Origin of the sequence: Actinomycetospora flava (genome assembly GCF_037400335.1) — a bacterium.
GTDB classification, from domain to species: Bacteria; Actinomycetota; Actinomycetes; order Mycobacteriales; family Pseudonocardiaceae; genus Actinomycetospora; species Actinomycetospora flava.
In genome coordinates, this window is record NZ_JBBEGM010000009.1 from 227,363 (window position 1) to 240,331 (window position 12,969).

14 protein-coding genes are annotated in these 12,969 nt (G+C 74.4%); 5 read left to right on the plus strand and 9 right to left on the minus strand.

Features of this window, described 5'->3' with window-relative positions:
* The first annotated feature begins 1,415 nt into the window (after positions 1–1,415).
* Entirely contained in the window at positions 1,416–1,730 is a 315-nt protein-coding gene (locus WCD58_RS21615; RefSeq protein WP_337705131.1) for a hypothetical protein, read from the plus strand.
* On the opposite strand, the gene WCD58_RS21620 is transcribed toward WCD58_RS21615, so the two are convergent.
* Positions 1,727–2,347 carry a DNA-3-methyladenine glycosylase family protein gene (locus WCD58_RS21620; protein WP_337705132.1) on the minus strand — a complete coding sequence of 207 codons (621 nt, stop codon included), beginning with the start codon at positions 2,345–2,347 and terminating at the stop codon, positions 1,727–1,729. The genes WCD58_RS21615 and WCD58_RS21620 overlap by 4 nt on opposite strands.
* A gap of 23 nt (positions 2,348–2,370) precedes the next feature.
* Complete coding sequence (locus WCD58_RS21625; protein ID WP_337705133.1) at positions 2,371–3,030, minus strand: DUF4190 domain-containing protein; 660 nt, start codon at positions 3,028–3,030, stop codon at positions 2,371–2,373.
* A 132-nt stretch (positions 3,031–3,162) separates the two neighbouring features.
* Between WCD58_RS21625 and WCD58_RS21630 the strand changes: the two genes are divergently transcribed.
* Positions 3,163–3,888: a PIG-L deacetylase family protein gene (locus WCD58_RS21630; protein WP_337705134.1), complete on the plus strand. Its 726-nt coding sequence runs from the start codon at positions 3,163–3,165 to the stop codon at positions 3,886–3,888.
* 6 nt (positions 3,889–3,894) lie between these two features.
* Here WCD58_RS21630 and WCD58_RS21635 read toward each other — a convergent pair whose 3' ends face one another.
* The gene (locus WCD58_RS21635) at positions 3,895–4,803 is read right to left on the minus strand and encodes a catalase family peroxidase (RefSeq protein ID WP_337705135.1); all 909 of its coding nucleotides are present in this window, start codon (positions 4,801–4,803) and stop codon (positions 3,895–3,897) included.
* A gap of 122 nt (positions 4,804–4,925) precedes the next feature.
* Positions 4,926–5,870, minus strand: coding sequence for an NADP-dependent oxidoreductase (locus WCD58_RS21640; protein WP_337705136.1), 945 nt, complete (start codon positions 5,868–5,870; stop codon positions 4,926–4,928).
* 94 nt (positions 5,871–5,964) lie between these two features.
* Here WCD58_RS21640 and WCD58_RS21645 point away from each other — a divergent pair, with 94 nt between their 5' ends.
* Positions 5,965–6,468: a MarR family winged helix-turn-helix transcriptional regulator gene (locus WCD58_RS21645; RefSeq protein WP_337705137.1), complete on the plus strand. Its 504-nt coding sequence runs from the start codon at positions 5,965–5,967 to the stop codon at positions 6,466–6,468.
* Here the strand turns inward: WCD58_RS21645 and WCD58_RS21650 are convergent.
* A complete protein-coding gene (locus WCD58_RS21650; RefSeq protein ID WP_337705138.1) occupies positions 6,465–7,178 on the minus strand; it encodes a TetR/AcrR family transcriptional regulator in 714 nt (237 codons plus the stop codon). The two genes, WCD58_RS21645 and WCD58_RS21650, sit on opposite strands and share 4 nt — an antisense overlap.
* 53 nt (positions 7,179–7,231) lie before the next feature.
* Here WCD58_RS21650 and WCD58_RS21655 point away from each other — a divergent pair, with 53 nt between their 5' ends.
* Positions 7,232–8,668: an MFS transporter gene (locus WCD58_RS21655; RefSeq protein ID WP_337705139.1), complete on the plus strand. Its 1,437-nt coding sequence runs from the start codon at positions 7,232–7,234 to the stop codon at positions 8,666–8,668.
* On the opposite strand, the gene WCD58_RS21660 is transcribed toward WCD58_RS21655, so the two are convergent.
* Genes WCD58_RS21660 through WCD58_RS21675 form a run of 4 tightly spaced genes read right to left on the minus strand, consistent with a single transcriptional unit; the run spans position 8,669 to position 12,570 of the window.
* Positions 8,669–9,028: a hypothetical protein gene (locus WCD58_RS21660; protein WP_337705140.1), complete on the minus strand. Its 360-nt coding sequence runs from the start codon at positions 9,026–9,028 to the stop codon at positions 8,669–8,671.
* 41 nt (positions 9,029–9,069) lie between these two features.
* Positions 9,070–9,528, minus strand: coding sequence for a hypothetical protein (locus WCD58_RS21665; RefSeq protein WP_337705141.1), 459 nt, complete (start codon positions 9,526–9,528; stop codon positions 9,070–9,072).
* A 37-nt stretch (positions 9,529–9,565) separates the two neighbouring features.
* The gene (locus tag WCD58_RS21670; protein ID WP_337705142.1) at positions 9,566–11,533 is read right to left on the minus strand and encodes a CheR family methyltransferase; all 1,968 of its coding nucleotides are present in this window, start codon (positions 11,531–11,533) and stop codon (positions 9,566–9,568) included.
* Positions 11,530–12,570 carry a chemotaxis protein CheB gene (locus WCD58_RS21675; protein ID WP_337705143.1) on the minus strand — a complete coding sequence of 347 codons (1,041 nt, stop codon included), beginning with the start codon at positions 12,568–12,570 and terminating at the stop codon, positions 11,530–11,532. The genes WCD58_RS21670 and WCD58_RS21675 overlap by 4 nt, the downstream gene beginning before the upstream one ends.
* 111 nt (positions 12,571–12,681) lie before the next feature.
* Between WCD58_RS21675 and WCD58_RS21680 the strand changes: the two genes are divergently transcribed.
* Positions 12,682–12,960: a hypothetical protein gene (locus WCD58_RS21680; protein WP_337705144.1), complete on the plus strand. Its 279-nt coding sequence runs from the start codon at positions 12,682–12,684 to the stop codon at positions 12,958–12,960.
* Positions 12,961–12,969: the final 9 nt, after the last annotated feature.

Consider the following 12,969-nt stretch of genomic DNA (forward strand, 5'->3'; position numbering starts at 1 on the left):
ACCGTTGTCCCGACGGCGGTGACGGGGTAGGCCTGCTCGATCGGGACCATCCGCCCGGACGCGTCGGGAGCGGTGTGCACCTCTTCGATGTCGCCGCTCGGGCCGGTGGCGAGGTAGCGCGTGCCCCCGTTCTTCCGGGGATAGCTCTCCTCGAACCATTCGGCGGGTTCGCCGACGATCTCCTCGAACTTCTGGACCGTCGGGTCCCAGATCATGTGGTGGGGCACGGTGGTGACCCGCTTGCCGTCGAAGGTGCGCCTCGTGGGCACCCGGGCGTCGGCGCGCGTGGACGGCGCCGGGCCCTGACCGGTCCGCGGAGTGGGCAGCACCGGGGTCGGCCCCGTCGGCGGGTCGTCGACCCCGCCGTCACCGGCCGGTGGGCCGGGCGCCCGCACGACGGTCGTGACCACGGGCCGGCCCTTGTCGGTGTCGCCCGGGCTCTCGGGGCGGTCCGCGCCGGCCTGGTCGCCGTCCGCCCCACCGCCCGGCGTCGCCTGCAGGGGCGGCGCCGCGCCCGAGCCCGTCGTGGGGGACGGCCCGCCCGCGGAGGGTGGTTCGGCGTACGACCCTCCGACGAGGTGCACGCCGTAGTTGTACGTGTCGAGCTTCCGCAGGCCGGTCGACATGGGCGCTCCGGGGAACTGCCCGATGGCGACGTACGTGTTGGACGGTCGCAGCACAGCGGCACGGTGCCCCCACCCGTCCCCGCCGTCGTTGTACATCCACCCGAAGACCGCACCCGCCGGGTTCGAGTCGGTGGCGAGGATCTCGTCGGGGTTCAGCGCGTCCAGGCCTGCCGCCGCCCGGCGGTCCTTGTACCCCGCGTGGGTGGGGTTCGTCCCGGCGACCCAGGCGTCGGTCATCTTCCGGAGCGGCTGTCCGGCACCGCCCCGCGTGAGAGCCGGGAGCCCACCCGCCTCGCGCTCGATGTTGAGCAGGCAGAAGACCTGGTCGTACGGCGACCGTGACAGGAAGTCGGCCGGCAGCACGAACTTCTTCGGGGAACCGTCCGGGTTGCGGATGTCCTCGGCCGTCCAGCGCTCCTGGAAGGCGCTCGTGATGAGCTCGAGCGTCGGGGAGTTGGTGAGCCAGAGGGCGGTGGGCTGCACGTCCCGGGTAGGAGTCCCTCTGGGCATCCTGCGCTCCTCGCTGCTCCGAGCGGGGCAGTTCGCCCGCTGCGAGCACGGAGAGTACTCAGAACCCTGTGATCTCGGTCAAGTAGGCTCGACCGGACACTCGAACAGCCGCTTCTCGATTACTGAGAGCTGATCAGCGAGCACCCCGGTACTCGGTGACCCGAGAGGCACGCCGCGCATGATCGACGGCGGGATTCGTCTGCGGGACGTGCCGGTGGCCTGACAGGGTGGCGGCCGCACCGGGGTACTCCCCCGGTCCCGACGGCCCCAAGGAGCACCGTGTACCTCGACATCGCCAGCGACGGACTCGACCTGCGCCAGCCCGAGAACACCAGGGACCTCTACGCGTCCTACTACGAGCGCCTGGGGCCGGAGCAGATCCAGAAGGTGCTGGTGGACAACGACGCGGGCGAGCTCTCCGAGGACCGCCAGCACGTCATGATCCCCGTCGCGGCGCTGCGCCGCCTCGCCGCCGGCAAGGTCCCCGAGGGCTGGGACGCGGAGTTCGACGCCATGATCGAGAAGGCCCGGGAGCGGGGCTGGCTCAACGAGGCCGGCGACGCCGTGCAGGCCCACCTCGAGCGGGAGCGCTAACCGGGCGCCTGGCCCAGCACCGCCCAGCAGTACCAGGCGGCGACGCTGCGGGCGGGCCGGAACGCCTCGCCCAGGACGTCCAGTTCCTTCGCGGTGGGCACCGGGACCTCCCAGGCGACCGCGTAGCCCTTGCGGATCGACAGGTCGCCGGTCGGCCAGACGTCGAGGCGTTGCAACCAGAAGAGCAGGAACATCTCGGCGGTCCAGCGACCGACGCCCCGGACCGCGGTCAGGTTCGCCACCACGGTGTCGTCGTCCTGCTCGGCGAGCGCGGCCCGGTCGAGCACCACCGTGCCCTCGGCGACCTTCGCGGCGAGGTCGCGCAGCGAGAGGATCTTCGCGAGCGACAGGCCGGCCCGGCGGAGGTCCTCGTCGGTGACCGCGAGCAGGGCCGCGGCCGTCATCTCGCCGCCGAGCGCGTCGAGCAGCCGTCGGTGGATGGCCTCGGCCGAGCGGTTCGAGAGCTGCTGGTGGGTGATCGCGCGGGCGAGGGAGGCGAACCCCGTCTCCGTCGGTGCGGGATAGGTCGGCAGCCCGTAGGTGTCGGCGAGCCGCGCGACGACGGGATCCCGCGCCGCCAGCTCGACGGCCGCCGCGCGGTGGCTCTCCGACAGCACGGCACCACCGTAGGGGTGGGCGGTCAGCCCACCCGCGCGATGTCGACCGTCGCCTCGCTGCCCTCCACCGCGGTGACGCGGGCCTCGAGCTGCGCCTGCTGCCCGTCGACCGCGCCGGCGCAGATCGTCGACGCCTCGACCTGCGCGGGCAGGTAGCCGGGGCAGATCACGTCCGTCGCGCCGCTCTGGGCGCCGACCTGCTCGGCGAGGGCCTCGCTGGGCACCTCCGGGCCGTAGTCGCCGTCGGCGATTCCGACCTGCGCGGTGCCGGCCGGTCCCGTCGGCACCGGCCCGGTCGGCGCGACGGGCTCCTCCGCGGGCAGGTCCGCGGGCTCGGAGACGCCGGGCTGGTCGGTCGGCACCGAGCCCACGAACTGCGCCGCGAGGACGGTGACGTACAGGGTGGCCGCGACCGCGGCGACCAGGAAGACGATCGACAGCACGAGCCCGGTGGCCGCGAGCCCGCGCCCGGCCTGCCCGGTGCGCCGGGTCTGGTTGCGCCCGACGACCCCGAAGACGATGCCCAGCGGCGAGAACACGAACGCGAAGACGATCGCGAGGATCGCCATCGTGTTGGTGCCGGTGGGGCGGTTCTGCAGCGGCGGAGGCGGGCCGTGGGTCGCCGACGGGCGCAGCGTCACCGTCGGCGCGTCGTCGTGCGGGTACGGCGGCTGCTGGCTCATGCGCGGCGTCCTCGGGGGGAGCGATGCGGGGTGCCGCGAACGCTACGACCGCGACGATCACCGGCGAAGGCCTGCGCGGGCGATGCAGTAGCGCGCCGGTCGGAAGCAGTAGTCGTGATCTAGGCTCCGCCCGTGCCCGACCCCGTGAGCCGCGCCCTGGTCGTCGTCGCGCACCCCGACGACGTCGACTTCGGGTCCGCCGGCACGGTCGCCGCGTGGACCGCCGCCGGGATCGCGGTGTCGTACTGCCTGGTGGCCTCCGGGGACGCCGGCGGCTTCGACGACACGCCCCGCGACGCGATGGCCGGGCTGCGCGAGGACGAGCAGCGCGCCGCCGCCGCGGAGCTCGGCGTCACCGACCTGACCTTCCTGCGCTGGGCGGACGGCGAGGTGACGCCGAGCCTCCCGCTGCGCCGCGACATCAGCCGCGTCATCCGCCGGGTGCGCCCGCAGCGGGTGCTCACCCAGTCGCCCGAGTACTTCTGGGAACGCCTCGGTGTCTCGCACCCGGACCACCGCGCGACCGGCGAGGCCGCCCTCGCCGCGGTCTACCCCGACGCGCGGAACCCCTTCGCGCACCCCGAGCTGCTCGCCGACGAGGGCCTCGAGGCGTGGACGGTGCCCGAGACGTGGCTGATGGGCTGCCCGCCGGAGCGCGTGAACCGGGTGGTCGACGTCGGTCCCACCCTGTCGGCCAAGTTCGCGGCCCTGCGCGCGCACCGCTCCCAGACCGCCCACCGCGACGACCTCGAGACGCTGATCAAGGGGTTCCTGGCCCGCAACGCCGAGCGCTACGCGTCCCTCGCCACCGGCGGCGAGGAGTACGTCGAGGCGTTCCAGGTGGTCGACACGGCCTGACGCCGCTCACGTGCGCCGGCGCACCGACTCGGCGTAGAGCAGCGGGCGCAGGTGCAGGATCGGGTCGTCCGAGGGCTCGATGCCGTCGGTCACCCGCATCGGGTCGTTGACCAGGACGTCACCGTCGCGCTCCCGCTCGGTGTCGGGCCCGGTGACCTCGACGACGCCGAGGTCGACCCACTCGCGCTCGGCGGGCCACGCCTTGCTCGCGTCGGTGGTCTGGTCGCCGTCCTCCGCAAGCTGGGCGAGGAGGCGGTGGCGCACCGGGACCTGCTCGAGGACGCCGGTCATGAGGTAGTCGTCGTCGGCGCTCCCCTGCTGCTCGGGCGGCAGGGAGGCGACGCCGGCCTCGGGCTCGAGGCGGAAGCGCACGTACCGGCCGACGCCGTCGGCGTTGACGAGGCGGTAGGCCACCAGCGAGTTGAACGCCATCGCGCCCCACGCGAGCGGCGGATCCCCGAGCGCGGCGATCGCCTCCAGCGCCTCGGCGATGTCGGGGTTCTCGGCGAGGAAGCTCTCGGTCGCCTCCGGCCCGGCGCCCTGGGCGCGCATCAGCCCGAGGAACGCCCGCGGGGTGCCGGCCGGGAAGACCGGCCACGACTGGCAGACGAGGTCGGTCTCCGACCCGTCGGGCAGCGCGAACTTGACCGCCATCCCCCGCGGGTCGTTCTGCGCCGCGTCGGGGCACCGCGGGTCTCCCGCGCCGTTGGAGAACCGCACCGTCACGGGCACCGGGTCGCCCTGCATGTGCGCCGCGCGGGTCAGCTCCCGGGCGCGCGGCGTCGCGGTGAACGTGCCGCGCAGGACGATGCCCTTCGCGTGGGTCACCCGGTGCCCGGGCACCGAGCCCATGACGACGGCGACCGCGTCGATGAGCTCCCGGGCGAGTTCGGTGTCGTCCTGCACTCCGGTCATGGCGTCCCCCGGCGACACGGACGTCGTGGTGGTGACGTCGGGTGCGCACCGACGCTAGCCGGGGCCCCGCCCCCGGACCAGGACGGTCGCAGTCCGGACGGACACGATCGGATTGCCCACGATCAGGCGCCCGGGGCCAGGACCACGACCTTGCCGCGCAGCGTGCCCGCGTCCGCCTCGGCGTGGACCGCCGGCAGGTCGGCCAGCGCCACGCGGCGGTCGACGTCGACGCGCAGCTCGCCGCGGTCGACCATCGCCACCAGCCCCGAGAGCTGCTCGGCGTCGCTGCGGACGAAGACGTCGACGGCCCGCACGCCCCGGGCCTCGTCGGCGGGCGCGGGCGTGCGGGGCACCGTGTTGACCACGACGCCGCCGTCGCGGACCAGCGTGACGAGCGCGCTCAGCTGCTCCGGGGTGATCGTGGCGAGGTTGAGCAGGACGTCGACCGGCTCCCCCACGGCGGCGACGACGTCCGTGGCGGTGTGGTCGACGACCTCGTCGGCGCCGATCGCCCGCAGCCGCTCGGCGCTGCGGGCGCTGCCGACGGCGACGACGTGGGCCCCGACGTTCTTCGCGATCTGCACGGCGTAGCCGCCGACGCCGCCGCCCGCGCCGTTGATCAGCACGCGCTGCCCGGCGGTGAGCTTCGCGTCGTCGACGAGCGCCTGCCAGGCCGTGAGCCCCACCGACGGCAGCGCGGCGGCGTCGGCCGGCGGGACGCTCGTGGGCGCCGCCGCGAGGAGCTCCGCCGGCGCGAGCACGTACTCCGCGGCCGCGCCGTCGGCCAGCATCGGGAGGAAGCCGACCACGGCGTCGCCGACCCGCCACCCCTCGACACCCTCGCCCAGCGCGTCGACCGTGCCGGACACGTCGATGCCCGGCGTGTGCGGCAGCGCCACCGGGAACGGGCCCTGCAGGTACCCGCCGCGGATGCCGTCGTCGACGAGGTTGAACGCCGACGCGGCGACGCGGACCCGCACCTCCCCCGCGCCGGGGACCGGCTGCGCCACGTCCTCGTACCGCAGGACCTCGGGGCCGCCGTACTCGTGGAAACGCACTGCCTTCATGGGGAGCCTCGCTCTCGTCCGACGTGCTTCGAACTCGAAGCACCTGCCGACGACGCTAGACTCGCTTCGAATTCGAAGCAAGTAGGATCGAGCGATGCCGGAGCCCCCGCACTCGGTCGACCCCGTGCAGCTCGGCGCGTACTTCGCGCTGATCGAGGTGTCCGGGCTGCTCCGGTACGCGATCGAGCAGCAGCTCGGCGAGGCGGGCGACCTGACGTTCGTGCGGTTCCAGGTGCTCATGCGGCTGCGGCGGACGCCGACGGGGACCCTGCGCATGACCGACCTCGCCGACGCGATCGTCGTCAGCCGCAGCGGCCTGACCTACCAGGTCGGCCTGCTCGAGAAGGCCGGCCTCGTCACGCGCGCGCCGTCCCCGGACGACGACCGCAGCGTCACCGTCACCATCACCGACGCCGGCCGCGCGCTGATCGCGGAGGTCCTGCCCGGTCACGAGGAGGTCGTCGCCCAGCAGCTCTTCGAGCCGCTCTCGCGCGACGACGCCCGCACCCTGGCCGCGCTGCTGGAGCCGGTGCGCGACCACATGCGCGCCGCCCCGCCCCGGTCCGCGGCGGCCCGCCGCCGGCGGAACGCGCCCTAGCCGAGACCGCCGAGCAGCAGGCCGAGCGTGAAGTCGAACCGCTCGTGCCCCTCGCCGCCGGCCAGCTCCGGGGCGTGGGCGACGGTGTGCGGGAAGCGGTCGGCGGGCAGCATCCGGAACCGGGCGACGACCTCCTCGCGATCGAGGAGCCGCCGGTCGGCGTCCGCGGCGGCGCGCCGGCGCAGCGAGGCCTCGAGGCTGTAGGCGCCGACGTAGAGGAACGCGGCGTCGATCGTCCAGGCCGCGTCCTGCGGCGGCACCCCGCCGGCCAGGAGGATCGCCAGCAGTCCCTCGGTGAGCCGGAGGGCGTCCGGGCTGCTCGGGGCCGTCGCCAGGGCGGCGCGCGAGATCCCCGGGTAGCGGAAGTACTGGTCGCGCAGCTGCCCGCAGACGTCGAGGACCTGCTCGCGCCACCGGGCGGCGTCCGGCTCGGGCAGCACGATCCGGGCGCACACCTCGCCGATGAGCAGGTCGTCGAGCTCCGCCTTGTCGCGCACGTGGGCGTACAGCGAGGCCGGGCCGGTCTCCAGCGCCGTCGCGACACGGCGCATCGTCAGCGCGTCGTACCCCTCGGCCTCGATGAGCGCGAACGCGGTCGCCACGATCCGCTCGACGGTGATCGGCGGCTTGCGCGCCCGGGACCGCCGCGGCTCGTCGAGCGCGGCGACCTGCGCCGCCCACCGTTCCCGCGACGCACCCCGCTCGGCCACGGCCGCGAGACTAGCAGTTGACACGAACACTGCTCGTCGCTAGAACGGTGTTCGTGACTGGAACGCTGTTCGTCGCCCGGCGCCCGCGGTCCCTGCGCGAGGCCTGGGTCGCCCTCACGGGCCTCTCGGCGGTCTTCCTGTTCGAGATGCTCGACAACTCGATCCTCAACGTCGCGCTGCCCACCATCGGCCGCGAGCTGGCGGCGTCGACGGTCGCGCTGCAGTGGGTCACCAACGCCTACGCGGTCGTCTTCGGCGGGCTGATGCTGGTGCTCGGCGCGGTCGCCGACCGGGTCGGGCGCCGCCGCATCATGATCGTCGGGCTGACGCTGCTCGCCGCGGCGAGCCTCGCGACGGCGACCGTCACCAGCGCCGAACAGCTCATCGCCGTCCGCGCGGTCATGGGCGTCGCGGCCGCGATGACCACGCCCGGCTCGATCGCGCTCGCCTTCCGGCTCTTCGACGAGGAGGGCCTGCGCGTCCGCGCGATCACGCTGATCTCCACGGTCGGCCTGGTCGGGCTCGCCGTGGGCCCCACCACCGGCGGGCTCGTCCTCGCGGTCGCGCCCTGGCAGGTCCTGCTGCTGGTGAACGTGCCCGTCGCCCTGCTCGCGATCGTCGGCATCCGCGCCGGCATCGCCGCGGACGGCGCCGACGACCTCCACCGCGCCCCCGCCGACGTCCTCGGCGGCGTGCTGGGCACCGCGGCGGTGGTGCTCGCGCTGGTCGCCCCGACGCTGTTCGTCGACCAGGGCACCCGGTCGTGGGCGCCGTGGGCGGCCGTCGCCGCCACCGCGGTGGCCGTGGCGCTCTTCGTCGTCCGGGAGCGCACGGCGCGCCATCCGCTGCTGGACCTCGCGCTCGTCGCCCGGCCCCTGGTGTCGAGCGGGCTGGCGTTCAAGGCCGCGGCCGGGCTCGCGATCGCCGGCCTGGGCTACATGGTGACCCTGCAGCTGCAGCTCGATTGGGGGTGGCCGCCGGCGCTCGCCGCGCTCGGGATGCTGCCGCAGGTCGTCGTCCTCGTCGCGGGCGGCCCGTTCGTCGGCCGCTTCGTGGCGTGGGCCGGCATCGGCCGGGCGGCCGCGCTCAGCGCGGCGACGGTCGTGGCCGGGCTCGCCGTCTACTCCGTGCTCGGCACCCTCGGCTACCCCTGGGTCGCGGTCGCGCTGGTGCTGGTGGCGGCCGGGCTGCGGGTCGTCGGCGTCGTCGCCGGCTACAACGTCCTGCACGGCCTGCCGGGCAACCGCACGTCGATCGGCGCGGCGCTCGTCGACACCGCCTCAGAGGTCACGTCCGCCGCCGGAATCGCCGTCGTCGGGACCATCCTGGCGGCCCTGTTCGTCGGTGCCGTCACCGCGCCGGGCTGGACGGCGCAGCAGACCGCCCGGTTCGAGGCGGCCCTGCACGTCTCCGGACTCGTGCTCACCGTCGTCTCGGCCGCCCTCGTCGGCTGGGCGATCCTGCGGTCCCGCCGGGCCGCGGACGGATGATCACGCGAGGGCGCGCGGCTCCCCGAGGTCGAGATCCAGGAGCGCCCGGCACCGCTGCCGCGTGGACTCGAGGTTGGCGCGGCCCCGGTCGGCCGCGGCCCGCAGCCGCTCCTGCCGCGGGCCGGGCCCGGTGACATCGACCAGGCGGTCCAGCTCCCGCACCGAGCGCTCGTAGTGGCGGCGCATGTCGGTGAGCACCCGCAGCGTCTGGTCGCGCAGTACGCACGCCTCGCTCACCAGCGACTGCTTGAAGTTGAGCTCCTCGCACGCGAGCTCCAGCGCGTCCTTCACGCAGCCCGTGCGGGAGGGGCGGCTCGAGGGGCCGGCGTCGTCCAGCCACCACGACGGGTCGTCGTGCACGGGGACAGCATGCTCTGCGTGACCGATCTCCACCAGAGCGATCAGGGACCGGGCAGGAGCTCGCCGTCGTCCTGGTCGTCGCGCGCGAGCTCACTCGCGCCGGACTCGCGGTCGATCGTCTGCTGCTCGCGCTGCGCCAGCTCCGTGAAGCGCCGCAGCGCGTCCCGCGACCGCGCGACGCGCTCGCGGGCCCGCTCGACCGCCTGCTGGTCCCGGTCCAGCGCGCGCTCGGCCCGCTCGACCGCACCCGGCACGTTCGCACCGAGCGCCCGGGCCGTCGCGTCCATCCGGGCCTCGCGCTCGTCGGCGCGCGCCTCCCGGGCATCGGCCGTGCGCTCCCGGCGGTCGGCCTCGGCCTCCCGGCGGTCGGCGTCGACGTCGCGGCGGTCGGCGGCCTCGTCCCGCGCGTCGGCCCGCGCCTCCCGCTCGGCCAGGAGATCCTGCCGGGACGGTGAGCCGCCCGCGCCACCGTCCGGCACTGCCGCGGTGGTCTCGCCCATGCACCGAATGTAGTGCCCCGGACGGTGCGCGTCACGGTCAACTGGTTCGTTCAGTGTCCCCCGGGCCGACCCCGTCGCCCTGCTCCACCGATTCCGCCCCGTCCGACGGCTCCGCCGCGTCCGCCTGGTCCATCAGCACGATCGCGCCCGTCGGGCCGCTGTTGCGCAGCCGCAGCGGCGACGCCGACAGCGCGAGCTGCACCGTCCGCCCGCGCCGGTTGATCGCCTCGAGCCGCAGCGTGTCGTCCGAGCCGCCGTTGAGTGCCCCGCGGACGAGCGGGCGCAGGCGCTCGGTGGGCAGCCCGATGTCGAGGTTGAGCAGGTGCTGGCCGATGGTCTCGTCGGCGCGCAGGCCCCAGAGGTCGTCGGCCTGCCCGTTCCACGCCCGCACGATGAGCTCGGTGTCCACGACGACCACGGCCGTGCGCAGACTGCCCAGCACCGACTCGAGGAAGTCGTTGGCCTCGTCGAGCTGGCTGGTGCGCTCCCGGAGCTCGTCGTTCATGGACTGCAGCTCGTCGTTGGTCGACTGCAGTTCCTCGTTGGTGGTCTCCAGCTCCTCCACCGTCGACTGGAGCTCCTCGTTGGTGGTCTCCAGCTCCTCCACCGTCGACTGGAGCTCCTCGTTGGTGGTCTCCAGCTCCTCCACCGTCGACTGCAGCTCCTCGTAGGCGGTCTCCACCTGCCGGTGGGCGGCCTGGAGCTCGCCGTTGAGCCGCTGGTAGCGGGTGACGTCGGAGAAGAACGCGGCCACCGCGGGGCCGCCGTTGGCCTCGCTCTCCAGCGGCACGAGCTGGACGTCGAAGTAGAGCGTCTCGGTGGCCGACCGCGAGTACTGCACCTCGTGCAGCCACATCGAGTTCCGGCTGCGCCGCACGTCGTCGTACGCGCTGCGCAGCCCGCCGACGCGCTGGCACAGGTCGAGGTCGGTGAAGTTCCGCCCGATCTCCCGCTTGGTCACCCCGAGCTGGGCCTCGGCGCGCTGGTTGGTCTTGGCCACGACCTGGTCGGCGTTGACGACGATCGTCGCCAGCGGGCTGTGCAGCAGCGTCTCGTCCTCGAGCCGCACCTCCCGGCCGTTGCGGCCGTCGTCGAGGCGGGCGGACACGGCGAACCGCTGACCGGGGTCGACCTGTTCGGCCTTGCGGAAGAACCGGCGCTTGAGGTCGATCGGGAGGAACAGCCGGGCGTGGCTGAGCAGCATCTCGGCCTTGCCCAGGAACAGCACCCCGGTGGGGTTGAGGGCGAAGTGGAACCGGCGCAGCACCTGGGCCTGGGTCTCGGCGTTCAGGTACATGAGCGTGTTGCGGCAGACGAGCAGGTCCAGGCGGCCGATGGGCGCGTCCTGGACGAGGTCGTTGCGGCCGAAGATGACGCTGTGCCGCAGGTCGCCACGGAAGGTGAAGCGCGAGCCGTTGCGCTCGAAGTACTTGTCGCGCAGCTCCTCGGGCACCGGCTGGAGGTCCTTCTCCGCGTACGTCGCCTGCCGGGCCGTGGCGAGGGCGTCCTCGTCGACGTCGGTGGCGTAGACCTTCACCCGCCGGCGGAACTCCTCGGGCCCGATCTGCTCGGCGAGCAGGATGGCCAGCGCGTACGCCTCCTCGCCGCTGGCGCAGCCCGCCGACCACACCCGGATGCTCTCGCCGCGCGTCTTGGGCGCCAGGAGGGCGGGCACCACCTCCTGCTGCAGCTCCCGCCACGCCTCGGGGTCGCGGAAGAAGCCCGTGACGTTGATGAGGATCGTGTTGAACAGCTGCGTGAACTCGTTCTGGTCGACCTGCAGCCGGTCGAGGTACTCCGTGAAGCTCTCGATCTCGACCTGCTGCATCCGCCGCTCGACGCGGCGCTGCACGCTCGAGCGCTTGTAGCCCGTGAAGTCGAAGCCCCGGCTCTCCTTGATGAACTCGAGCAGGTTCTCGAAGTCGGAGTTCTGGTCGGAGTTCTGGTCGGCACTCTCGCCCGCCGTGCCCTCGGTGTTGCCCCCGGTGTTGCCCTCCGTGCTCACCGCACGCTCCCGTCGTCACCCTCGGACCCCTCCGGGTCCGCCCTGCCGTTCGCCGCCCCGCCGCTGCCCGTCAGCAGCCGACGCAGCACCACCGCCGACCGCATCGCCTCCCGCGCCGACTTCCGCGACCGCGCGGCCACCGTCGTCGCCCCGCTGCCCTCGGCCGAGCTGGCCACACGGCGGGCGAGCGCCATCTTGTCCTCCAGCGCGCGCAGCGCCGCATAGAGGGCGCGCTCGGCGGTCTCGTCCTGCTCCGCGCCGAGGCTCACCACCGACCAGGCGTGCCCGGTCCGGCACCGGTAGCGCGGTCGGTCCTCGCTGCCCAGGTCGAACAGCGGGCCCGCGCAGTCGGGACAGCTCAGGCCCGCCGGCGCGCCGGGCGGGTCGTGCTCGGTCATCTCGACCTCGTCGCCCCGGCTGATCCGGACTTCGTAGGCGAGCTGCGCGGACGGGCGCGCCACGTCGAGCGGCCGCCGGGCGACGATCTCCGTGAGCGCGGGCCCGATCTCGCGGGCCGGGCGCACCAGGGCGCCCGGCACCTGCTCCAGCGCCGCGGTCGGCATCCCGTCGTAGAGCGCGTCCCCCGGCTCCTGCACCACGGCCGTCCCACCGTGGCGCACGAGGTCGAGCAGCCCGGCCGCGCCGTCGTCGAGCATGCCGCTGAGCACCACGCCCGTGGCGCGCGGTCCCGCGGCCAGCGCGAGCGACCGGAACAGCGGGTCGATGCCCGGGCGGTGCCCGTTCTCCTTCGGCCCGCGGGAGACCTCGACCCGGCCGTCGACGACGTGCAGGTGGTGGTCCGGGGGCGCCACGAGCACGCGGCCGCGCTCGAGCCGCTCGCCGCCCTCAGCGCTCGCCACGGAGAGGGCACACCGCCGGTCGAGCAGGCCGGCGAGCACGGACGGCGCGTCCGCCGCCTGGTGCACGACCACGAGCACGGCGGCGTCCAGGTCGGCGTCGATCCCCGCGACCAGGTCGAACAGCGCCTCGATGCCGCCGGCCGACGCGCCCACCCCGATCAGTGGCAGGTCGTTCATCCCGTGCCCCCAGGACCTGTGTCGCCGTCCGTCCGCGCGACGGGGCCCGTCGCTGTGCGAGGGTAGCGACAAGCCCGCCGCATCCTCACCCAGCGGGTGCGTGGAGGCGTCGTGCCCGAAGACCCCGCAGCCGAGCCCGTCGAGTCGCCGATCGACCGCGCACAGCGCCACAGCCTCGAGCTCACCGACCGGCTCGCCCGCATCGCCGAGGAGGTGGCCGAGTCGGAGGACAAGGTCGCGCAGGCGTACGAGGACGCCGCCCGCCTGCGGCCCCACGCCGCGGAGCGCCTGCAGGGCGCGGCCCGGGAGGCCCGCGACTTCGCCGAGCGGGAGCGCGAGCACGCGCGCCGCGTGCGCGAGCAGCTGGGGAGCAGCGACCAGGAGTCCTGACTCCGCGCC

What these genes read in the sequence shown, in the direction of transcription:
- WCD58_RS21625 (WP_337705133.1), bottom strand. Translation starts at nt 3,030, where the DNA reads ATGAGCCAGCAGCCGCCGTACCCGCACGACGACGCGCCGACGGTGACG.
- WCD58_RS21635 (WP_337705135.1), bottom strand. Translation starts at nt 4,803, where the DNA reads ATGACCGGAGTGCAGGACGACACCGAACTCGCCCGGGAGCTCATCGAC.
- WCD58_RS21640 (WP_337705136.1), bottom strand. Translation starts at nt 5,870, where the DNA reads ATGAAGGCAGTGCGTTTCCACGAGTACGGCGGCCCCGAGGTCCTGCGG.
- WCD58_RS21645 (WP_337705137.1), top strand. Translation starts at nt 5,965, where the DNA reads ATGCCGGAGCCCCCGCACTCGGTCGACCCCGTGCAGCTCGGCGCGTAC.
- WCD58_RS21665 (WP_337705141.1), bottom strand. Translation starts at nt 9,528, where the DNA reads ATGGGCGAGACCACCGCGGCAGTGCCGGACGGTGGCGCGGGCGGCTCA.
- WCD58_RS21675 (WP_337705143.1), bottom strand. Translation starts at nt 12,570, where the DNA reads ATGAACGACCTGCCACTGATCGGGGTGGGCGCGTCGGCCGGCGGCATC.